This window comes from Mesorhizobium sp. B2-1-8, assembly GCF_006442545.2.
GTDB lineage: Bacteria > Pseudomonadota > Alphaproteobacteria > Rhizobiales > Rhizobiaceae > Mesorhizobium.
In genome coordinates this window covers 1,320,756-1,342,309 of record NZ_CP083952.1, presented here as the reverse complement: position 1 = coordinate 1,342,309, position 21,554 = coordinate 1,320,756, and the positions used below count along the sequence as shown (strand labels likewise).

Sequence of the window (21,554 nt, the reverse complement as noted above, 5' to 3'; positions counted from 1 at the left end):
GGCGATCAGGACGGGTGGCCGAAGACCGTCACAATGAGAAAGGCCGCGCCGAACGCGCAGAGATAGCAGATAACACCATACGCCATGACCCGGCGCGCCGTCCGGAAGCGGGGTGAGAAGAACTCAGCGTACAGTCTTGCATTACGCCGCCCGAGACGTTCGCTCCAAGGGAGGTTTTTCTCATCTATTGGGCCGAACAAATTGGTCCGCACAATTATGCTCAGAAGTGAGATAAACACGGCTGCGAAACTTGGCACCAGCACCACGAAACAGGCTGTAATTGGAAGAACCAAGTGGGGATTGTCAGCCCATTCGTATTTCAATTCTCTCTCCGTTTTTTTACGGACCGCGAACCAGAGGTTTCTCCGCCTCTTTAGCCTCAATCAGCGCGACAATATCGCTGATTTCCCAAAGCTTGTCTGCAACGCCAGCAGCCATAGCCGGCGTGACACGCAGCGTCTTCGGGCGGCTCCAGCGGTCATGGAAACGCCCCGCATGCATGCTGGCAAACGGGGCGTCGTGATGGCATTACTTGTCACCCGTGGAGGTGCGTGGACTAGATCCCGCCCACGTCGAACTGGAGGCGCTTTGCCGAGTCGATCGACTTGTGGCCCCGCACCTGCTCCAGCACCTTTTCCGGGAAGGGCGCATCGAGATAGAGCAGCGCGATGGCGTCGCCGCCCGGCCGGTTGCGGCCGAGCTGGAAGTTGGCGATGTTGACGCCGTTCTCGCCGCACACCGTGCCGAGCAGGCCGATGATGCCGGGCGCGTCCGCATTGGTGGTGTAGAGCATGTGCTGGCCGACCTCGGCGTCGAGGTTGATGCCCTTGATCTGGATGAAGCGGGGCTTGCCGTCGGAAAAGCAGGTGCCGGCGATCGAGCGCGTCCTGTGCTCGGTCTTGACGGTGAGCTTGATATAGCCGTCGAAGACGCCCGACTTGTCCCGCTTGACCTCGGCGACGATGATGCCGCGCTCCTTCACCATGATCGGTGCCGACACCATGTTGACGTCCGACACCTGTGGCCGGATCAGGCCGGCAAGGGCGGCGCTCACCAAGGCGCGCGTGTTCATCGTCGCGGTCGAGCCGTCGAACAGGATCTCGACCTCCTTGATCGGATCCTCGGTGACCTGGCCGACAAAGGCGCCGAGCACCTCGGCGAGCTTGACGAAGGGTTTTAGCCGCGGCGCCTCCTCGGCGGTGATCGAAGGCATGTTGATGGCGTTGGAGACCGCGCCCTTGATCAGATAGTCGCTCATCTGCTCGGCGACATGCAGCGCGACATTCTCCTGCGCCTCGGTGGTCGAGGCACCGAGATGCGGGGTGGCCACGACATTCTCCATGCCGAACAGCGGATTGTTCTCCGCCGGCTCGGCCTCAAACACATCAACTCCGGCGCCCGCCACCTTGCCGCTTTTCAGCGCCGCGACCAGGTCGGCCTCGACGACCAGCCCGCCGCGCGCACAATTGATGATGCGCACGCCGTCCTTCATCTTGGCGATCGCCGCCGCATCGATGATGTTGCGCGTCTTGTCGGTCAGCGGCGTATGCAACGTGATGAAGTCGGCACGGGCGAAGAGCTCGTCCAGCTCGACCTTCTGGACGCCGAGCTCCTCGGCGCGGCTGTCCGACAGGAACGGGTCGAAGGCAATCACATGCATCTTCAGCCCGACGCCGCGTGTGGCGACGATCGAACCGATGTTGCCGCAGCCGATGACGCCCAGCGTCTTGCTGGTGATCTCGACACCCATGAAGCGGTTCTTTTCCCACTTGCCGGCATGGGTCGAGGCATTGGCTTCCGGTATCTGTCGCGCCAGCGCGAAGATCATCGCCACCGCATGCTCGGCCGTGGTGATCGAATTGCCGAAGGGCGTGTTCATCACGATGATGCCCTTGCGGCTGGCGGCCGGGATATCGACATTGTCGACGCCGATGCCGGCGCGGCCGACGACCTTGAGATTGGTGGCGGCGTTGATCAGCTTCTCGGTGACCTTGGTCGCCGAGCGGATGGCGAGGCCGTCATACTGGCCGATCACTTCGAGCAGCTTTTCCTTGTCCTTGCCGAGGTCGGGCAGATAGTCGACCTCGACGCCGCGATCCTTGAAGATCTGCACGGCGGTGGGAGAGAGTTTGTCAGAGACGAGAACGCGGGGCGCCATGGCGGCCTCCTTGAAAATGGGATTGATCCGGGAAGGGGCGGCCCTCGGGCCGCCGCGGAATAGCTCAGGCAGCCGCTTTCAGCGACGCCTTCTGGCTGGCGAAGGCCCAGTCGAGCCAGGGCAGCAGCGCTTCGAGATCGGATGTTTCGACGGTTGCGCCGCACCAGATGCGTAATCCCGGCGGGGCATCGCGATAGGAACCGATGTCGTAGGCGACGCCTTCCTTGTCGAGCATCGAGACAAGCCCCTTGGCGAACGCAGCCTGCCCGTCGGCGTCGAGCGCCGCGATATCCGGGTCGCTGAAGGACAGGCAGACCGACGTGTTCGACCGTGTCGCCGGCGCAACGGCGAGATGGCCGAGCCAGGGGGATCTCTCCGCGAACCGGTCGAGCACGGCGGCATTGGCATCCGCCCTGGCAATCAGCGCATCGAGGCCGCCGATCGACTTCGCCCAGTTCAACGCGTCGAGATAGTCCTCGACGCAAAGCATCGACGGCGTGTTGATGGTTTCGCCCTTGAAGATGCCTTCGATCAGCTTGCCGCCCGAGGTCAGGCGGAAGATTTTCGGCAGCGGCCATGAAGGCTTGTAGCTCTCCAGCCGCGCGACGGCACGCGGCGACAGGATCAGCATGCCATGCGCGCCCTCGCCGCCCAGCACCTTCTGCCAGGAAAACGTCACGACATCGAGTTTCTCGAAATCGAGCCTTTGCGCGAAGGCCGCGGAAGTGGCGTCGCAGATGGTCAGGCCCTTGCGATCGGCCGGAATGAAGTCGCCGTTCGGCACCCGCACGCCCGAGGTCGTGCCGTTCCAGGTGAAGACCACATCGCGGTCGAAATCGATCCTGGCGAGGTCCGGCAGCGCGCCATAGCCGGCCTCGATCTTGCGCACATCGGGCAGCTTCAACTGCTTGACCACGTCGGTGACCCAACCGGAGCCGAAGCTTTCCCAGGCGACCATGTCGACGCCGCGCTCGCCGAGCAGCGACCACAGCGCCATCTCGACGGCACCCGTGTCGGAGGCCGGCACGATGCCGATGCGGTAGTCGGCCGGGACGTTGAGAATCTCGCGCGTCAACGCGATCGCCTGCTCGAGCTTGGTCTTGCCGATCTTGGCGCGGTGGGAACGGCCGAGCGCGGCGGATTTCAGCGCCTCGACCGACCAGCCGGGACGTTTTGCGCAGGGACCTGAGGAAAAATTGGGATTTGCCGGACGGAGTCCGGGCTTCGTATGCGTCGTCATCGTGGTCTATCCTTCCAGATAGTGGCCCCTCGTTGGGGAGGGGTGGCCCACGGACGGCGATATGCGTTCAGGCCCCGGGCGTCAAGAGAAAAGTTTTTGTCGCTGCCAGGACACAGGCGGTCCGCGATCAGGATCGCGTGAACTTCAAACGCAAACGGCGGACCACGAGGATCCGCCGTCAAAATCCTGAATTGTCCCAAGCCTACCAGAGGTCGTAGCGCAACCCGAGCTTGACCTGGTGATTGCTGATCCCCTTTTTGACCGGGAAGGAGGTCAGGCTTTCGGCCGTCACATATTCGGCGTCGGGTGCCGAGAAATACTGATAGCCCAGATCGACGGAAACGTTCTTCGACACCTGGTAAGCCAGACCGGCATTCAGTGTGTAAGCCAGGGAGTACTGGTTCTTGTTGTCCTGCTGGGTGAGATTGTTGGCCGAGTCATTGTAATCGATGTAGGTCGCCGAAAGTTTGCGCGTGCTGCGGACGACACCGATGCCGGCGCCGATGTAGGGCGTGATCCCGACATAGGTGCCAAGATCGACATAGCCGTTGAGCATACCCGAGAAGGCATAGTTCTTCAGCGATGCCGATCCCACGTGCGGCAATGTAGGCGACGTTACGACCGCTGAATCATCATAGCTGACGCTGGCGCTGTTGCCGGGCAGATAGCCGAAATTGAGATCGGCGCGGAGGTAATCGTTGAAATGATATCCGAAGCCGACGCTCGCAAAATATGCGTCTTCGCTCTCACCGAAGCTCTCGTTGTTGATCGTTGACGGGAAGGTAAAATCCCCGTTCTTGAAGCTCTTCTCCACCAGGTAGGAGACGTCGCCGCGCAGATACCATCCTGAGCCGACTTCGACCGGCACATAATCCGGCGCCTGGTCGACATAGACCGGCGGATCGTAGTCGGCGGCGAGTGCCGATGTCAGCGGCAGGAGGCCGAATCCGGCAAGCGCCAGCGCAGTACGCGATATGAGTGTCATGGTCCCCGACTCCCGATTTGGCGACACCTGCGATCACGGCGGCAGCCATCGTTTCAAGGAGCATTGTTAACCATAGTGGTTAAGTGCCGGTTAAGGCTAACAGAGCGTTAGCGAATTGATTTCGAAAGGACTCGCCCCGGATCATCTCAAACGAAAACCGCCCGGCTGATACCGGGCGGTCGACGAATTCTTGGAACTTCGCGGCGATTACTTGGTGTAGATCGGCTCGGGTTCCGGCTGGTAGGCCATCACCGGTGCGGCGCAACCGTTGTTGCCGCCGAACTGGTAACGCAGGCCACCCCGCACCTCATGTGTGTTGATGCCACGGTCGAAGCCTGGGCCGGCGCTGCTCGCATCCCATTCGAACATACGGCCGCCCTGGATATGGGAGAAGCGGTAGCCGGCATCGAGGATGATCTTGTCGGTCAGGCAGTAGGAAGCACCGGCCATCAGAGCGTAAGCGAAGCGCCAATTGGATGCTCCGGGGTTGGTCTCGGTGGTGTTCGGATCGTAGACAGTATCCCACTTGACGCGCGCACCGCCGATGCCGGCGCCGACATAGGGCGTGATGCCGTGCCAGGTGCCGATATCGACATAGGCATTGGCGAGCAGCAGCAAGGCGCTCATTTTCGACACTTCGACCGATGTCGTGGGATTGCCAAGCGAGTCCACGCCCGAGGTTCCGCCGTTGAAGTTCGACTTGAACCAGTAGTCGGCGGTCAGGTCGGTGCGGAAGTGGTCGTTGATCTTGTAGCCGACGCCGCCGCCGAGCGAGAAGCCGCCCTTGAGCTTGCCGTAATCGAAGCTTGTGCCGCCAACCAGGATGTTACCGCAGTTGCAGGGATCGAGGCTGTAGGTTGAATAGTCGATGCCGCGCACATCGGACTTGTGATAGTCGATGTCGCCGCGAATATACCAGCCGCCGACATCCACCGGCTGCTCGTAGACCGGCGGTGGCGCTTCTTCGACCTGCGGCTCCGGCAGGTCGGCCGCGAACACCGGCCAGGCCAGTCCCGCGAACAACAGCGCGAACAGGGCCTTTCTTGCTGTATTGAACATGCTTGTCACCCCTAGAAACCCTCGGAACGGCGATCGTGTCCGAATGAGATTGGCTTTCAGGCGTGGATAATGAATTGCAAAAGTTAAAAGGCGTTTAACCCTGTCAATTAACCACGAATCTCTAAAATTCCGCGGATTCGGCGAGGATTTCGACAGAAGGCGACCGGTTCTCCGGCCAGCAAAAAAGCCCGCCGGAGGGGCGGGCTTCGATGCAAACCAAGGCGGCGGCGCGACGCGTTCCGGCGGGCGGAGATCAGGCGGCGCTGCGGGTTTCCGAGATGACCCCGACGATGTCGTTGACGACGGCCTCGACCAGTTGCGGATCGTCGCCCTCGGCCATGACACGGATCAGCGGCTCGGTGCCGGATGGACGGATCACCAGCCGCCCGGCCTTGCCGAGACGGTGGCGGGCGTCTTCGATCGCGGCCTTGACCGGGGCTTCCTCCAGTGGCTTGCCGCCGGCGATGCGAACGTTCTTCAACAGTTGCGGCACCGGCTCGAACTTCTTCGACAGTTCGCTGACCGGGCGGCCCTGCCGCTTGATGCAGGCCAGCACCTGCAGCGCCGAGACCAGACCGTCGCCGGTGGTCGAAAAGTCGGACAGCACGATGTGGCCCGATTGCTCGCCGCCGACATTGAGCCCATGCGCGCGCATATGCTCCACGACATAGCGGTCGCCGACCTTGGTGCGGTGCAATTGCAGCTTCATGTCGCCGAGAAAGCGTTCGAGGCCGAGATTGGACATGACTGTCGAAACGACGCCGCCGCCGGCCAGCCGCCCGCTCTGGTGCCAGGACTCCGCAATCAGCGCCATGATCTGGTCGCCGTCGACGATGGCCCCGTTCTCGTCGACGATGACGACGCGGTCGGCATCGCCATCGAGCGCGATGCCGATGTCGGCGCGCACTTCGTGCACCTTCTTCTGCAGCCCGGCCGGATGGGTCGAACCGCATTCCTTGTTTATGTTGAAGCCGTTGGGTTCGACATTGATGGCCACGACTTCGGCGCCGAGTTCCCACAGCGCCTCGGGCGCCACCTTGTAGGCCGCGCCGTTGGCGCAGTCGACGACGATCCTGAGGCCCGAAAGCGACATCGAGCGCGGCAAGGTGCGCTTGGCGAATTCGATATAGCGGTCATGCACGCCGTCGACGCGCTTGGCGCGGCCAAGCCCGTCGGAATCGGCGAGCGCCAGTTCGATATCCTTGTCGAGCATGCTCTCGATGCGTTCTTCGATCTCGTCGGAGAGCTTGTAGCCGTCGGGGCCGAACAGCTTGATGCCGTTGTCGTAGTAGGGATTGTGCGAGGCCGAGATCATGACGCCGATGTCGGCGCGCAGCGAACGCACCAGCATGGCCACCGCCGGCGTCGGGATCGGGCCGAGCAGGAACACGTCCATGCCGGCGGCGCAAAGGCCGGCCACCATCGCATTCTCGATCATGTAGCCGGAAAGCCTGGTGTCCTTGCCGAGCACGACACGATGGCGGTGGCTGCCGCGCTGGAACGAAAGGCCGGCAGCCATGCCGACCCGCATGGCGATCTCCGCGGTCATCGGAAACTTGTTGGCGCGCCCGCGAATGCCGTCCGTGCCGAAGTAATTCCCTGCCATGCTAGCCAGTATCCCCGATTGTCCTTAGCCGGCACGTCATGCCACAACTGGCCGCCGTGCCATGATCACATTGTGTAATTATATGTTACCAATCCTTAGAAAATCATTGTTGTGCGTCGCACACAACATGGCCGCAGCCATGCATGGCGACACTGTTGCGCCACAATATACCAGTTTTGCGAGCCATTCGGCGCAGATGCACCCCGAGAATTCTTGCCTCGGCGGCCGTAAGGCCAAATGATTTCATCACCTTGTCGTCAGAACGCGATTTCCGACGATATATACGCCGCTTGGCATCTGGCGCAACCGACCGTTGAGCGTTATTGATTCGCTGGGACGTATAATGGGCTGCAGCCACGGAGAAACGCTATGCTCATCCACCGAATTGCTACTCTGACCGGCCTCGCGGTCGCAACGTTGTTCCTGGCCGCGCCAGCCAACGCGTTGACGATGGCCGAGTGCAGCACGAAGTATAACGCCGCCAAGGACGCGGGGACACTTGCCGGAGCGACCTGGAACCAGTTCCGCAAGGCGCAATGCGGTACCGACGCCGCGGCCACCACGGACACCAAGGCGGCCACGACCAAGGCCGCTGAAACCAAGCCGGCCGAAGCCAAGCCGGCCAAGACCACCAAGGCTGCCGCCGCCGCTGCCGACAGCACGGCCAAGGGCCTGACTGCCAAGGAATGCAGCACCAAGTACCAGGTGGCCAAGGCTGCCGGCACGCTGAACGGCATGAAGTGGAACGACTTCCGCAAAACCGAATGCGCCGCTGGCGCATCCGCCGCCACCGACACCACCAAGCCGGCCACCACCAAGGCTGCGACCACGACCGCCCCGGCCGCCGCTTCTGGCAAGGGCCTGAGCATGGCCGAATGCAGCACCAAGTACCAGGCTGCCAAGACGGCGAACACGCTGAAGGGCATGAAGTGGAACGACTTCCGCAAGGCTGAATGCGGCGCCAGCGCGTCCGACGACGACACCGTGCCCGCCCCGAGCGAGGCGAGCTACACCAAGGAGCCGGCAAAGCCGACGACGGTTGCGCCCAAGGGCGTCACCTTCCCGTCCGCGATCTCGGCGAAGTATGCCAGCGAAACTCCCGGAAAGGGCCGCATGCATACCTGCCTCGACCAGTACTATGTCCTCAAGGACGCCAACGCGCTCGGCGGCCTGAAGTGGATCCAGAAGGGCGGCGGCTTCTACAGCCTCTGCAATGCCAAGCTGAAGGGCTGAGCCACGCGTGGCATTCCCCCAGATCGATGGGGCATGAGCCGGTTGAGATCGAATTGAATTAGACGGAAATCTGGCAAGGACAGGCAAAGGCCCGCGATGCATCTGCTTCGCGGGCCTTTTGTTGCGCGCGACGACGCCCGCGGCCTTGCTCGCATCTGCATATCGCGGGAGCTGTCGGCATCATCAATTCGCCCACACTGCCCGCCGCCAGGCTTGTCGGAAGCTCCCAAAGATTCTGATTGAACATACAAGGAACAAACAGTATACAAAAAGGACACATAACTTGTTTATCAACCAGGAGGGATCTCATGCTCAGTTTGAAATCGGCGGTATTGGCTGTGGCGGCATTGGTTGCTTGGAGCGTCGCCCCTGCAAGCGCACTGACGATGAAGGAATGCGGCGAGAATTATCGGACAGCCAAGGAAGGCGGCACTCTGAACGGCATGGACTGGGGCGCTTTCCGCAAAGAGAAATGCGCGACGTCCACCGCGGAGAGTGTCAGCGCGGATACGGTCAAAACCGCGCTGCAGCCGAAAAAGGAAACCAGCGCGGCGGTCGCCCCCACTGTAGCGCCGGCGGGCGTGACATTCCCGACCACCCTCGCCGCCGAGTTCAAGACCGAAAAGCCCGCGAAGGCGCGGATGAAGACCTGCCTGCAGGGTTACCATGACAACAAGGAGGCGGGTACGTTGAACGGCCTTCGCTGGATCCAGAAGGGCGGCGGTTATTACAGCCTGTGCAATGCGCGGCTGAAAGCTGAATCATAAAAATCGAATGCGGCGGATAAAGCGGTTCACCGTTTTTCACGCAGACATTGAGCCGTGATCCTCGGGCTTGTCCCGAGGATCTGCTATCATACGTCCGGCGCCCCCCCGAGGCGATGTCCCCCAAAAGTGGTTCAGTTCTGGGGCAACGACAGGCATAAAACAAAGACTTGAAGCGCGTCGCCTGAATCGGGAATGGCGTTAAACAAAAGAATAGAGCGCTTCTGCGTTCCGTGAAACGGTGAACCGCTCTGGTCTAGCCTTGCGGCTGCGGCTCCATGCCGCCTTCGGGCTCGGGACCTTTCTTGCGGCGGCCACCGGACTTTGGCACGGCCGAGCCACGGCTCGGGGGAGTGTCGTCGCCAAGGTCGCGCGCAGGCTTCTCACCCGCGATCAGTTGCTTGATCTCGTCACCCGACAGCGTCTCGTATTCGAGCAGGCCTTGCGCAAGCGCGATCCATTCTTTCTTCTTCTTGGTCAGCACCGACTTCGCCGTCGAATAGGCCTCATCGATCAGGCGGCGCACTTCGCCGTCGATGATCTGCGCGGTCTCTTCCGAGATGTTCTGCGTGCGCGCCACCGAATGGCCGAGGAACACTTCCTCCTGGTTGTCGCCATAGGCGACATGGCCGAGCTTGTCGGAGAAGCCCCAGCGCGTGACCATGGCGCGCGCCAGCTTTGTCGCCTGCTCGATGTCGGAGGAAGCGCCCGACGTGATGTTCTCCTTGCCGAACTTGAACTCCTCGGCGACGCGGCCGCCCATCATGATGGCGAGGCGCGAGATCATGTATTTGTAGCTCATGGAGTAGCGGTCGCCTTCCGGCAACTGCATGACCATGCCGAGCGCGCGGCCGCGCGGGATGATGGTCGCCTTGTGCAGCGGATCCGCCGACGGCACGTTGAGCGCCAGGATGGCATGGCCGGCCTCATGGTAGGCGGTCAGCTCCTTCTCGGCCTGGGTCATGGCCGACGAACGGCGCTCGGCGCCCATCATGATCTTGTCCTTGGCGTCCTCGAACTCGGCCATGGTGACGAGGCGCTTGTTGCGCCGCGCCGCCATCAGCGCGGATTCGTTGACCAGGTTCATCAGGTCGGCGCCGGAGAAGCCGGGCGTACCACGAGCGACGACCTTGAGGTCGACATTGGGTGCCAGCGGCACGTTGCGCACATGCACCTTGAGGATCTTCTCGCGGCCGACGATGTCGGGGTTCGGCACCACCACCTGGCGGTCGAAACGGCCTGGACGCAGCAGCGCCGGATCGAGCACGTCGGGCCGGTTGGTGGCGGCGATCAGGATGATGCTTTCGTTTGACTCGAAGCCGTCCATCTCGACCAGCAGCTGGTTCAGCGTCTGCTCGCGCTCGTCATTGCCACCGCCGAGGCCCGCACCGCGGTGGCGGCCAACGGCGTCGATTTCGTCGATGAAGATGATACAGGGCGCATTCTTCTTGGCCTGGTCGAACATGTCGCGGACGCGGCTGGCGCCGACGCCGACGAACATCTCGACGAAATCCGAGCCCGAAATGGTGAAGAACGGCACGTTGGCTTCGCCGGCGACCGAGCGGGCAAGCAGCGTCTTACCGGTGCCGGGAGGGCCGACCAGCAGCACGCCGCGCGGAATCTTGCCGCCGAGGCGCTGGAACTTCTGCGGATCGCGCAGGAACTCGACGATCTCTTCGAGATCTTCCTTGGCCTCGTCGACGCCGGCGACGTCCTGGAAGGTGACGCGGCCATGCGCCTCCGTCAGGAGCTTGGCCTTCGACTTGCCGAAGCCCATCGCGCGCCCGGAGCCGGACTGCATCTGGCGCATGAAGAATATCCAGACACCGAGGATGAGGATCATCGGCAGCCACGAGATCAGGTAGCCGAACAGCGAATTGGAGCCGTCGGTCTCGGGCCGTGCATTGATGGTGACGTTCTTGTCCTCCAGACGCGAGACCAGCTGGGGATCGCCGGGTGAATAGGTCTGGAAGCCGCTGGAATTGTCGGTGTAGGTGCCGGTGATGCGGGCGCCCGCGATGGTCACCGTCTTGACCCGGCCGGCCGCGACATCCTGCAGGAACTGCGAATAAGGCACATCGCTCGAAGCCCCGCGCGTCTGCGGCGTCTGGAACAGATTGAATAGGGCGATGAGCAGGACCGCTATGATCGCCCAGAGCGCGAGGTTGCGATAGTTCGGATTCATCAATTGTCCCGTTGGCGTCCGCGAGCGGACGGCATCATGAGAGGAAACTTGGGCCTAACATAGGGAGAGCGTCACCCCTTGCCAAGCAGAACAGCATGTATGGGTTAAGCTTTCACGCAGCATCAACCGGCACTGTGGCCACGCAATGGCAAGGCGGGAAGTGGCGCCGCTCCGATCAACCCGGCGACGGCGCGCGCCGGGGCCAGATCGAAGGACGGCAGGAAACGGGCAAAGGGAGCAACGACCGGCGAGGCCGCGAACCCTTGCGATGCGGGCCGATCAGGCGCCGGACCAGCCTTCTCGACGGCTTGCAGCAGGGCTGGTTCAGCCGACAATGCCGCGCGCATCAGGCTTGGCGGCGTCTCGCCCCGGTCGACAGCCAGCCGCTTCGCCGCCACTGTTCCGAATGGGGCGATCAACAATGCGCCGTTGGCGTCGTTCAATGTGATTTGGCGGCGCCCGTCCCAGATGGCGGCGTCGACCACTGCCGCTGCCGCCGGCAAGCCCCGCATCTCCCGGCGCAGGAAGATGCCCGCGCGCCTGAAGTCGACCACCGTCCGCGACAATGTGGCGCAAAGAAATCCGGCCTTCAGCCGGGCGAACAGCGCCTCGCTGCGAGCCTGGTCCGGCAGGAAGGCAATCCCGCCCGACGTCGCGAGCAGAATGCGCAGCGCGTAGACGGCCGCCCGGTCGTCGCCGGCGCTGAGCAGGGCCGGGTCGAGCCTGATGAGGCCCGATGCCGGCTGGCTGGCAAAGCGCTCGATCAGACAGGCGGCTTCGGCGCCAAGCCGGGTGCGGGCGTCGGCCTCCTGCGCTGCCAAAGCCAGCGCGTCGGTCATGCGCTGTGCGCCGGCCTCCCCCGCAAGCGTTGCGCGTATGCGCGGCCGCTCGAAGGCTTCATCGGCATTGGTCGGGTCCTCGGCCCAGCCGACCTGTTGGCGCCGCAGGAAATCGCGGAGCGCAGAACGCCGGATGCCAAGAAGCGGTCGCACGATCCAGTCGCGCCACTCATGCAAGGTGGCGGGCGCCATGCCGGCAAGACCCCGTCCCGCGTCGCGGGCTGCATCACCGCGATCGCGCCGCATCAGCGCCGTCTCGGCCTGGTCGTCGGATGTATGTCCGGTCACGATCAGGCCGATGCCCTCCGCCCGGGCGGCGCTGGCCAGCAGCCGGTAGCGCGCCTCTCGCGCTGCCGCTGGCAGGCCCGTCGACGGTTTTTCTCCGGACCAGGCCAGGACGCGGTGGGCGATGCCGCGTTCCGCGCAAAGCTTCGCCACGGCCCGTGCCTCATCAGCCGAACCCTGCCGCAAGCCGTGGTCGACCGTCACGGCCAACAGTCTGGCGGACGGTGCGGTTTTATCGAGATGCTGTTTGAGAAGGAGAAGGAGCGCGGTCGAGTCGCTGCCGCCCGATACGGCCGCAACAGCGCCGTTGGAAAAATCGATATGCGAAAAAAGGCTCGTCGAAAAATCAGGCTCGGTGTCGAGCATCAATGCATGTCGCCAAAATGTGGTCCCGGGTTTGGGACCGCGACATCCGAAGGAAAAATCAGCACGCAGCCAAGGCCTTCTCCTGCTTGACCCGTTCCTTCAGTGTGTTGGAAATATCGGGATAGCGCTTGCCGACCTCGCTGAAGGTGGCGCAGGCGACATCATGCTGCTTGAGGCCGACCAGCGACACGCCGAGCTTCAACAGCATGTCGGGTGCCTTCTTGGCCTTGGGATAGTCCTTGCTGGCGGCGAGGAAGACTTCTGCCGCGTCGCGGTATTTTTGCTGGCCAAGCAGCGATTCCCCCAGCCAGTAATGCGCGTCCGCCGTCTTGGCGTCCTTGGGGAAGCGGGAGATATGGTCGCGGAAACCCTGTTCGGCGGTGCCATAGTCGCCCGACAGGATGAACTGGTAGGAGTTGCGATAGAGCTCTTCGGGATTGTTGGTGGCGGGCAGCGCCGCGACCACCGTGCCGCCGGACTTGCCGGCCTTGGCGGGTGCGTCGGTGGCTGGTGCCGTGTCCTGTGCCGGCGCGGTTGCCTGCGTGCTGCCGCCGGCATCGATCACATTGCCATTCTTGTCGACGGTGATGGAACCAAAGGTCTTTTCGGGCGCTCCCTTGCCGGGGATCACCTTGCCAGGGTCGCCATCGGGTGATTCGACGATGACGTCCTCGACCGTCTTGCCGCCCGTGGATTGATCGCTGCCGGGCGCGGCGCCGGCATCAACCGGCGCCTGGGTTGCCGGGGCCGAGGCCACGTTGGTGTTGGTTCCGGTGGTGGCATCTGATTTCTTCTGCGCCGGTTGTCCACCTTGCGGCCCGCCTTCCAGCTGCTGGAAGCGGAACTCGTTGTCTTCTTGCTGTTTGCGGATCTGCTCCTGCATCTGCAGGATCTGGAAATTGAGTTCCTCGACCTTGCCGGTCAGCTGCCGCAATTGGTCCTCGAGCCCGGTTACGCCGGCGCCGCTCGACTGCGCGAGCTGGACCTGATCCTGCTTTCTTTTCTCACCGAAAAGGCTGGGCAACTCAAGTGTCGGCAGATGGAAGGAAAAACCGCTCTCGGTTGATTGCCCGGAACCGCTCGCCAAAGCGGTTACGCCTGATAGGAGCAGCAGCGCAAGCGTGCCACTCAGAACCGATCTCAAATGCATGTGCCTCTCGCCGTCCAATCGTTAGCTTGTTCGCGCCTTCCCAATCGATGTGAGACCAGCCAAGCGCCCTCGGCTCATAGCAGGGCGCGAGACTTCGGCCAAATTTTGTTTCGAGCGTCAGGATGTGAAAAAGGCGGCCCGGAGGCCGCCTTTCGCAGAAGTGTGTTGTATTTTTGCCGATCAGGAACCAGCGCCGCTGAGCGTGGTGACGGCGCGGCGATTCTGCGACCAGCAGGAGATGTCATCGCATACGGCGACCGGACGTTCCTTGCCGTAGGAAATCGTCTTGAGGCGGCTGGCTGAAACGCCCTTGGAGACCAGGAAGTCGCGGGTGGCGGCCGCGCGGCGGGCACCGAGCGCCAGATTGTATTCGCGCGTGCCGCGCTCGTCGGCATGGCCTTCGATGACGATGGCATACTGCTTGTATTGGTTCAGCCACTGCGCCTGACGCGAAAGCGTCGTCTGCGCGTCGGCCCGGATCGAGGTCGAGTCCGTATCGAAGAAGATGCGGTCGCCGATGTTGACGGTGAAGTCCTGCGCCGAGCCGGGTGTCGCAGCACCGGCGCCGTTGAGACCCAGATCGGCCGCGTTGTTCGGCGTCTTCTTCGAGGCGCAACCGGCGACGGCGAGCATCGCCACCAGCGCGATCATGACCGGGTTTCTGGTAAGTGCTGCGATACGGCCCATGCCGCCTCTCCTTCGTATTCGAGTGATTTCGTTGATCACCCAGTAACCACGTTTGGGTTAACCGGCATTCAAGAAACATGGTTAAAATTTGGTTTAGGCCGCCCGTCCGCAGCCGTTTCGTCATAAGCCACAGTTGGCGCGGACCCTAGGCGGAAATACGGCCAAAACGCGACGAAGGCATGAAAAAGGGGCCGTTTCGGCCCCTTTCCAGCGTGTGTGGCAATTCAGCCGAACTTATTCCAGCAACGGCGACCAGGCCGGATCCGAAGCAAAATTCGCGGTCGGGATAGGCTGTTCGTTGCGGCCGGTGAGATCGACGGAAACCAGTTTCGGGCCGCCATTGGAGTCGCGGAAGAACATCAGCACGCGGCCGTTCGGCGCCCAGGTTGGGCCTTCCTGCTGGAAGCCGGAGGACAGGATGCGTTCGCCAGAGCCGTCGGTCTTCATGACGCCGATCTGGAATTCGCCGCCGGTCTGCTTGGTGAAGGCGATGAGGTCGCCGCGCGGCGACCACACCGGCGTCGAATAGACGCCGTCGCCGAAGGAAATACGGGTCTGGCCCGAGCCGTCGGCGCCCATGACGTAGATCTGCGCGCGGCCGCCACGGTCGGAGGTGAACACCACCTTGCTGCCGTCGGGCGAATAGGAGGGCGAGGTGTCGATGGCCGTCGAGTTGGTCAGCCGCGTCGTCGAACGGCTGCGCAGGTCCATGGCGAAGATGTTGGAATTGCCGTCGTCGCGCAGCAGACTCATGATCACCTTCTGGCCGTCTGGCGAGAAGCGCGGCGCAAAGGTCATGCCGGGAAAATTGCCGACCAGTTCGCGCTGCCCGGTCTCGATCTGCAGGAGATAGACCCGCGGCTGGCCGCTTTCATAGGACATGTAGGTGATTTCCTGCCGGTTCGGCGAGAAGCGCGGCGTCAGCACGATCGACCGCCCATCCGAGAGATAGCGGATGTTGGCGCCGTCCTGGTCCATGATGGCGAGGCGCTTCTTGCGCGCGTTCTTGGCGCCCGATTCGTCGATGAAGACGACGCGCGTGTCGAAATAGCCCTTCTCGCCGGTCAGCCGCTCATAGATGGCATCGGCGATGATGTGGGCGACGCGGCGCTGATTGGCGTCGTTGGCGAAGAACTGCTCGCCGGCCATCTGCTGGCCGGCAAAAGTGTCCCACAGCCGGTACTGGGCGCGGATGCGCCCATCTGCTTCCTTGCTGACGCTGCCGGTGACCAGCGCCTGCGCGTTGATCACCTTCCAGTCGTCGAAGCGGGGGGTTGCGTCCGGATTGGCGATCTTCTCGATGAAGGCGCTCTTGTCGATCGGCGCGAACAGGCCGGAGCGCTTGAGATCCGCGGTGACGATCTGGGAAATCTGCGCGCCTAGCGCATCGCCGCCCTGGAAATCCGTGATGGCAATCGGCAGCGGCTCGACATTGCCCTTGTTGACGTTGAGCTCGACGAGCGCCAGCGCCGGCAGCGTGCCGGCAGCGGTCATGCCCATCGCCATCGCGGCAATCATCAGGAGCGGCTTGAGGATTGATTTCATGTCTTCTCGCTTCTCATACTGATTTTCGGATGTCAGGGCCTACAGGCCGAGCATCTCCCTTGGATCGAATGTGACCCGGATGTCGTTCCAGATGTCCTGCTTGCCGGCGGGAACCTGCAAGCCGGCCATGTCGCATTTCTGAACCGCGCGCACCGCACTCTCATCGAACTGCCTGTTGCCGCTCGATGTTTCAACGGACGGACGGCCGTCGAGCTTGCCGGAGTTGTTCAGATTGAAACGAACGACGACGACGAAATTCTCCGAGCCTTCAAGCCCGGCCGGCAAGGTCCAGCAACCGCCGAGCTGGCTTTCCAAGGCGCCCTGCTCCGACTTCGACAGCTTCTGGCCCTGATCCTTGTCGCCGCCGAGCGACGCCTGCTGGGTCGAGCGCTTGGCGCCGCCGCCTGACGGCTTCTGCTTGTCGAGCAGGGCCGAAATTTCGTTGGCGTTGAATTGCTTGTCGTCGGACTTCGGCTTGGACGAGGCTTCCTTGACCGGCTTGTCGGCATTCTTGCGGTCAGGCGCCTTGGCGCTTTCGGCCTGTGCCTGTTGCGGCTTTGGCCGGGCTTCCGGGGCCGGCGCGGAACTCGGCAATTGGGTCTCTTCGGGCGGCGGTTCCTTGGCTATGGCCTCGGCGACGGCATCCGGCTTGACCTCGGGGGTCGGATCGATAGCGGCGGTCTTGTCCTGCGGCGGCGGGGTCGGCGCCGGCTTGGCCGGCGTCGGCTTGGGCTCCGTCTGCTTGACCGGCTCGGGCTTGACCTCTTGCTTGGGCGTCGGCGCTGGCGCCACTTCCGTCGCCGGGATGGGCTTGGGCTTTTCCTGCGGCTTCGGCACGTCCTCGGTCTTCGGGATTTCCTTCGGGGTCGGCGCTGGCGCCGGGGCCGAGGTCGTGTCAACGGGTTTCGGCTTGGCTTCCGGCGTTATCGGCTTGTCGGTGTCGACGCTGTTTTCGCCCACCTTCTGCGCATTTGGCACGATGTCGGGACGCTGCGTCGGCAACGGCGCCGGCTTTTCATGCATCACGGCCTTCTTGTCGCCCTGCAAGGTCTGCGCGATGGCCTCCATCGGCACGATGTCGACCGCGACCGACTCGACGTCCGCGGACGGCAGCGCGGCCGGCGCCGACAGCGTGAACAGGCCGAAGGCCAGCACCGCCGTATGCAAGATCACCGATGTGGTGAGGCCGGTCCTCATCGTGCGTCTATTGATCCTGTTCCTGCAGTGAAACCAGGCCGATGTTCTTGTAGCCGGCGGCCGAGATGCGAGCCATGACCTTCATGGCCGTGCCGTAGTCGGTCGACTTGTCGCCACGAATGAAGATGCGCTCTTCATAACCGGTCTTCGAGATCGCCTGCAGTTTGGCCACCAGTTCTTCGATCGGAATCTCGGTCTCCTGCAGGAAGATCTTGCCGGTCGCGTCGATCGAGACGGTGATCGGCTGGGTGTCGGCATTCATCGCCTTGGCCTGCGTGTCCGGCAGGTCGATCGGCACGCCGACCGTCAGCATCGGCGCCGCGACCATGAAGATGATCAAAAGCACGAGCATCACGTCGACCATCGGGGTGACGTTGATCTCCGACATCAACGCATGGTGACGGCCGCGCCGCCGGTGGCCACGCCCGCCGCGCCCTCCCATGCCTACGGACATACCCATCTCGTTACTCCTCAGGCCTTCGGCGCGACTTTTTCATCGATTTGGCGCGAGAGTATGGCGGAGAACTCGTCGGAGAACCCCTCCATGCGCACCGCGATCTTGCTCGCGTCCGATGACAGCTTGTTATAGGCGATGACCGCCGGAATGGCGGCAAGCAGGCCGATGGCCGTCGCCAGCAGCGCTTCGGCGATGCCGGGCGCGACCACCGCGAGGCTGGTGTTCTTGGAGCCGGCGATGGCCTGGAACGAGGTCATGATGCCGATGACGGTGCCGAACAGGCCGATGAACGGTGCCGCCGAACCGGTCGTGGCGAGAAAGCCGAGACGCCCCTCCAGCTTCTCCATCTCGCGGGTCAGCGCCAGGTCCATGGCCTTGTCGATACGGGTCTGCAGGCCGAGTGGCGACTTGGCGCCTTTCTCGAAACTCTTCTTCCATTCGCGCATGGCGGCGACGAAAATGGCGCCCATGCCTGTCGTCTTGCGGTCGGCGAGCGTGCGGTAGAGCTCCTCCAGCGACTGCCCGGACCAGAAAACCTGCTCGAAGCGGTTCAGAGCCAGCCGCATGCGGCCATAGGCGACCAGCTTGTCGACGATGATCGCCCAGGTCCACACCGAGGCGCAGAGCAGCCCGATCATGACCAGCTTGACCACCCAGCTGGCCTGCATGAACAGGGCCCAAATCGACAATTGCGCGCCCGGTTCGGCGAGTGCGATATTTTCCATCGTTACGTCCTTAAGATTTTCCGGGCGAAGCTGGCGGCTGGCCCATGGCATCCCTTGTGGTCGGTTCGCACGAAGCTACCGGACACCCCAAACCGTGCCGTTAGCGGCCTTTTCGGGGCAAATATTGGTGAAAGGAAGGCGCTGGATAACGCCAATCTTCACCAATCTCTTCATGAACCGTTATGGTTAAGGATGGGTTAGTCCATTAGGCGCGGCGCATTGCCGCGCCCGGGCATCGCAGGCCGGCATCACTTGAATCTCAACGTGCCCTAGGCATGAAGGCCGCGACCCATTCCCTGGGGAAGCGTCTCGGCCGGCCGTTCTCGCCGATGATCGCCGCCTCGACCCTGGCCTCGACCAGCACCTCGTCGCCGCGCTTGAGCTGCTGCGCCATGAAGATGCGCGCGCCTGAGATGGTCTCCGTGCGGGTGTCGACGGTCAGTATGTCGTCGATGCGGGCGGGAATGCGGAAGTCGATCTCCATGCGGCGCACCACCCATACGATCTTCTCGCCATGCTTGCCGTCGGCGAGCTCGGTGTGATGCACGCCGGTGAGCCTGAGATAGTCGGAGCGGCCGCGCTCCAGGAATTCGAGATAGCGCGCGTGATAGACGACGCCTGAGAAATCGGTATCGGCATAATAGACCCGCGCCATCAGCCGGTGGCCGAACTCGGTCAGCGCACCGGAAAGCCCGGCCAGCAATGCCGCCGATTCACCATGATCGCCCATTGCGCTTCCCTTTTGGATGCCGACGCGGCAGGTATTTTTTGGCGCATGAACCCGATGGCACTGTTGACGGCGATGATCAAGACCTTGATGGCACTCGTGCTGGCGCTGGCGGCTTCGACACTTTCGTGTGAGGCGGCGACCTTCTCGATGAAGCGCGGTCTCAATCTCGACCAGTGGGTCACCTGGCCCGGCGAGGATCAGTGGGGTGATGCCAATGCCATCCTGCCCTTCCCGGAATGGCGCAAGTTCCTCGAGGAGGCCGACCTCGAGGCGTTGAAGGATGCCGGCTTCGATTTCCTGCGCATGCCCGTCGATCCGTCGCCTTTTCTCTCGGACAAGACAACAGGCCTTCGTGACCAGCTCTATGCCAGCGTGCTGGACTCGGCGCGCATGATCAATCGCGCCGGGCTGAAGGTGATCGTCGACATGCACCTGATCCCGGCCGGCGGCAGCCGCACGATCGGCATGGGCGAGGTGATGGACGATCCCGCGACCTTCGGGCGCTATGTCGAGATGGTTCGCGGCATGGCCCGCACGCTGGCTGGCGAAGATCCCGAAAAGGTCGCTCTCGAACCGATGAACGAGCCGATCGTCGATTGCGACAGCGACGGCACCAACCTGTGGCCCGACCGCCAGCGCAAGCTGTTTGCGGCGGCGCGCGCCTCGGCGACGAAACTGACGCTGGTCCTGACCGGAGCCTGCTATTCCGCCGCCTCGTCTCTTGAGAAGATCGATCCGAGGGCGATCCCCGACGACAACGTCATCTGGACCTTCCACTCCTACGACCCGTTCCTGCTGACCCACCAGGGCGCGACCTGGGCCGGCGACTTTATCCCTTATGTGACCGGCCTGCCCTATCCGTTGACCGCGGTGCCGAATGCGCAGCTCGATGTGACGCTTGACACCATCCGCGCCCGTATAAAGGCAGAGGCGCCCTGGGCGCGGCAGAGCGGCCTGCTCGCCTATCTCGATGAGCAGGTCGCCAGCATGGACAGTGCCGACAAGCTGCTTGGCCTGATGGATGCGCCGTTCAAGGCCGTCGAAGCCTGGGCGAAGGTCAACGGCATCAAGCCGGAAGACATCACGCTGGGCGAGTTCGGCATGATCCGCCAAGAATATGGCAATGCCCATGTGATGCCGGCGCGGTACCGTGCCGCCTATGTCAGGGACATGATCGCGCGGGCCGAAGCGCACGGCTTCTCATGGTCGCTGTGGAGCTATGGCGGCGCTTTCGGCGTGGTCGATGCGTTCAATGGCGACAAGGCCGAGCCTGATGTGATGGACGCAATCCGACGTCTGCCCTGAAGTGCCGGTCAGCCGAGGTCGATCTGCAGGATCTCCGGACGCATGCCGAAACGGATGGGCAAATTGCTGAAGCCGAGCCCGCCCGAGACGATCAGGTTGCGATCGTCCTCGATGACATGGCCATAGGCGTAGCGATTGCCGAACTGCGACGGCACGATGGGCGAATAGCCGAACAGCCGCACCTGCCCGCCATGGGTGTGTCCCGATAGCGTCAGCGACACACGCCACGGCACATTTGGAAAAATATCCGGTTCGTGCGCCAGCAGGATGACTGGCGCCGCGTCGCTGATCTTGGCCAGCGTGCCGTCGAGATCGTCCAATCCCCTGGCGGGCTCGTGCTTCTTTTTCGGCAACAGCGCCAACTGGTCGGCGAGGCCGGCGATCCATACCCCATGTCCGTCCTTTTCCAGACGCACGGCGTCGTTCTCCAGAACCGGGATACCGACTTTCTCCAGAGCCTTGCGCGCGATCGTCGGGCCGACTTCGGCACGCTGCGCGAAGCCGTCGGCCCACCAGTCGTGATTGCCGAGGATCGACAGCACGCCGAGCGGTGCCTTGAGGCCCGACAGGGCGCCAGCCCATTCCGGCGGCGTCACCCTTTGCGACACCAGGCGCATGCCGGCTATGTAGTCGCCGAGCAGCACGATCAGGTCCGGCTGCAGTGCATTCGCCTCTTCGGCGAGCGAAGCGATCCGCTGCGGCGTCATCCACGGCCGGCAGGCGTGGATGTCGGCAAGGGCGACGACGCGAAGCTTCAGCCCGGCGGGCCAATGCGGTGGCGTGAGCGCATAGCGCTTCACATGCGTCAGCAGCATCGGCTCGATGCCGATGGCGTACGCACTGAACGAGGCGACCGACAGGAACGATCCGCCGATGAAGCGCAGGAACCCGCGTCTGGTTATCATCAAAGTGGCTCCGACACCTCATTTCGGCATGCGCTGATGCCTGTCGCCCAAAAACGATCTGGATTTGGGAGGACGACATTCATGAGGCAGCGAGCCGATACAATCCAGCAATACGCCGGCAAGCCGGCGAAGA

Annotated in this window: 19 protein-coding genes and 1 pseudogene; 3 read left to right on the top strand and 17 right to left on the bottom strand. The window is 63.0% G+C overall.

Features of this window, described 5'->3' with window-relative positions:
* Positions 1–5: 5 nt before the first annotated feature.
* The 7 genes and pseudogenes from FJ970_RS06535 to glmM all read right to left on the bottom strand — a co-directional run bounded on the left by FJ970_RS06535 (position 6) and on the right by glmM (position 7,048).
* Entirely contained in the window at positions 6–323 is a 318-nt protein-coding gene (locus FJ970_RS06535; RefSeq protein ID WP_140754723.1) for a hypothetical protein, read from the bottom strand.
* A 46-nt stretch (positions 324–369) separates the two neighbouring features.
* A pseudogene (locus FJ970_RS33870) lies at positions 370–462 on the bottom strand (IS1 family transposase); the annotation flags it as partial.
* A 94-nt stretch (positions 463–556) separates the two neighbouring features.
* Positions 557–2,158 (bottom strand): phosphoglycerate dehydrogenase, encoded by a 1,602-nt coding sequence (gene serA, locus FJ970_RS06530; RefSeq protein WP_140754725.1) that lies wholly within the window; start codon positions 2,156–2,158, stop codon positions 557–559.
* Positions 2,159–2,222: 64 nt separating this feature from the next.
* A complete protein-coding gene (locus FJ970_RS06525) occupies positions 2,223–3,398 on the bottom strand; it encodes a phosphoserine transaminase (RefSeq protein WP_140754727.1) in 1,176 nt (391 codons plus the stop codon).
* A gap of 202 nt (positions 3,399–3,600) precedes the next feature.
* Positions 3,601–4,383: an outer membrane protein gene (locus tag FJ970_RS06520; protein WP_140754729.1), complete on the bottom strand. Its 783-nt coding sequence runs from the start codon at positions 4,381–4,383 to the stop codon at positions 3,601–3,603.
* Between the two features lie 207 nt (positions 4,384–4,590).
* The gene (locus FJ970_RS06515; protein WP_140754731.1) at positions 4,591–5,442 is read right to left on the bottom strand and encodes an outer membrane protein; all 852 of its coding nucleotides are present in this window, start codon (positions 5,440–5,442) and stop codon (positions 4,591–4,593) included.
* A gap of 253 nt (positions 5,443–5,695) precedes the next feature.
* Positions 5,696–7,048, bottom strand: coding sequence for a phosphoglucosamine mutase (glmM, locus tag FJ970_RS06510; protein WP_140754733.1), 1,353 nt, complete (start codon positions 7,046–7,048; stop codon positions 5,696–5,698).
* Positions 7,049–7,417: 369 nt separating this feature from the next.
* Between glmM and FJ970_RS06505 the strand changes: the two genes are divergently transcribed.
* Together FJ970_RS06505 and FJ970_RS06500 are read left to right on the top strand one after the other, a co-directional pair.
* Positions 7,418–8,281, top strand: coding sequence for a hypothetical protein (locus FJ970_RS06505; protein WP_140754735.1), 864 nt, complete (start codon positions 7,418–7,420; stop codon positions 8,279–8,281).
* A gap of 308 nt (positions 8,282–8,589) precedes the next feature.
* Entirely contained in the window at positions 8,590–9,048 is a 459-nt protein-coding gene (locus FJ970_RS06500) for a hypothetical protein (protein WP_140754737.1), read from the top strand.
* Between the two features lie 253 nt (positions 9,049–9,301).
* Here FJ970_RS06500 and ftsH read toward each other — a convergent pair whose 3' ends face one another.
* From ftsH to ybgC, 9 genes are all read right to left on the bottom strand, one after another.
* Entirely contained in the window at positions 9,302–11,230 is a 1,929-nt protein-coding gene (gene ftsH / locus FJ970_RS06495) for an ATP-dependent zinc metalloprotease FtsH (protein WP_140754739.1), read from the bottom strand.
* Positions 11,231–11,352: 122 nt separating this feature from the next.
* Positions 11,353–12,720 carry a tRNA lysidine(34) synthetase TilS gene (gene tilS, locus FJ970_RS06490; RefSeq protein WP_140755015.1) on the bottom strand — a complete coding sequence of 456 codons (1,368 nt, stop codon included), beginning with the start codon at positions 12,718–12,720 and terminating at the stop codon, positions 11,353–11,355.
* 58 nt (positions 12,721–12,778) lie between these two features.
* Positions 12,779–13,870 carry a tol-pal system protein YbgF gene (ybgF, locus tag FJ970_RS06485; protein WP_140754741.1) on the bottom strand — a complete coding sequence of 364 codons (1,092 nt, stop codon included), beginning with the start codon at positions 13,868–13,870 and terminating at the stop codon, positions 12,779–12,781.
* Between the two features lie 180 nt (positions 13,871–14,050).
* A complete protein-coding gene (gene pal / locus FJ970_RS06480) occupies positions 14,051–14,557 on the bottom strand; it encodes a peptidoglycan-associated lipoprotein Pal (RefSeq protein ID WP_140754743.1) in 507 nt (168 codons plus the stop codon).
* Positions 14,558–14,791: 234 nt separating this feature from the next.
* Positions 14,792–16,102, bottom strand: coding sequence for a Tol-Pal system beta propeller repeat protein TolB (gene tolB, locus FJ970_RS06475; RefSeq protein ID WP_140754746.1), 1,311 nt, complete (start codon positions 16,100–16,102; stop codon positions 14,792–14,794).
* Positions 16,103–16,141: 39 nt separating this feature from the next.
* Positions 16,142–17,299 (bottom strand): energy transducer TonB, encoded by a 1,158-nt coding sequence (locus FJ970_RS06470; RefSeq protein WP_140754748.1) that lies wholly within the window; start codon positions 17,297–17,299, stop codon positions 16,142–16,144.
* Between the two features lie 7 nt (positions 17,300–17,306).
* Positions 17,307–17,759: a protein TolR gene (gene tolR / locus FJ970_RS06465; RefSeq protein ID WP_027141797.1), complete on the bottom strand. Its 453-nt coding sequence runs from the start codon at positions 17,757–17,759 to the stop codon at positions 17,307–17,309.
* 11 nt (positions 17,760–17,770) lie between these two features.
* Positions 17,771–18,481, bottom strand: a complete 711-nt coding sequence (gene tolQ / locus FJ970_RS06460; RefSeq protein ID WP_015315267.1) for a protein TolQ — start codon at positions 18,479–18,481, stop codon at positions 17,771–17,773.
* 259 nt (positions 18,482–18,740) lie between these two features.
* Complete coding sequence (gene ybgC, locus FJ970_RS06455) at positions 18,741–19,211, bottom strand: tol-pal system-associated acyl-CoA thioesterase (RefSeq protein WP_140754750.1); 471 nt, start codon at positions 19,209–19,211, stop codon at positions 18,741–18,743.
* 54 nt (positions 19,212–19,265) lie between these two features.
* Here ybgC and FJ970_RS06450 point away from each other — a divergent pair, with 54 nt between their 5' ends.
* Positions 19,266–20,516, top strand: coding sequence for a glycoside hydrolase family 5 protein (locus FJ970_RS06450; RefSeq protein ID WP_140754752.1), 1,251 nt, complete (start codon positions 19,266–19,268; stop codon positions 20,514–20,516).
* Positions 20,517–20,524: 8 nt separating this feature from the next.
* On the opposite strand, the gene FJ970_RS06445 is transcribed toward FJ970_RS06450, so the two are convergent.
* Positions 20,525–21,421 carry a metallophosphoesterase gene (locus FJ970_RS06445; RefSeq protein ID WP_140754754.1) on the bottom strand — a complete coding sequence of 299 codons (897 nt, stop codon included), beginning with the start codon at positions 21,419–21,421 and terminating at the stop codon, positions 20,525–20,527.
* Between the last annotated feature and the right edge of the window lie 133 nt (positions 21,422–21,554).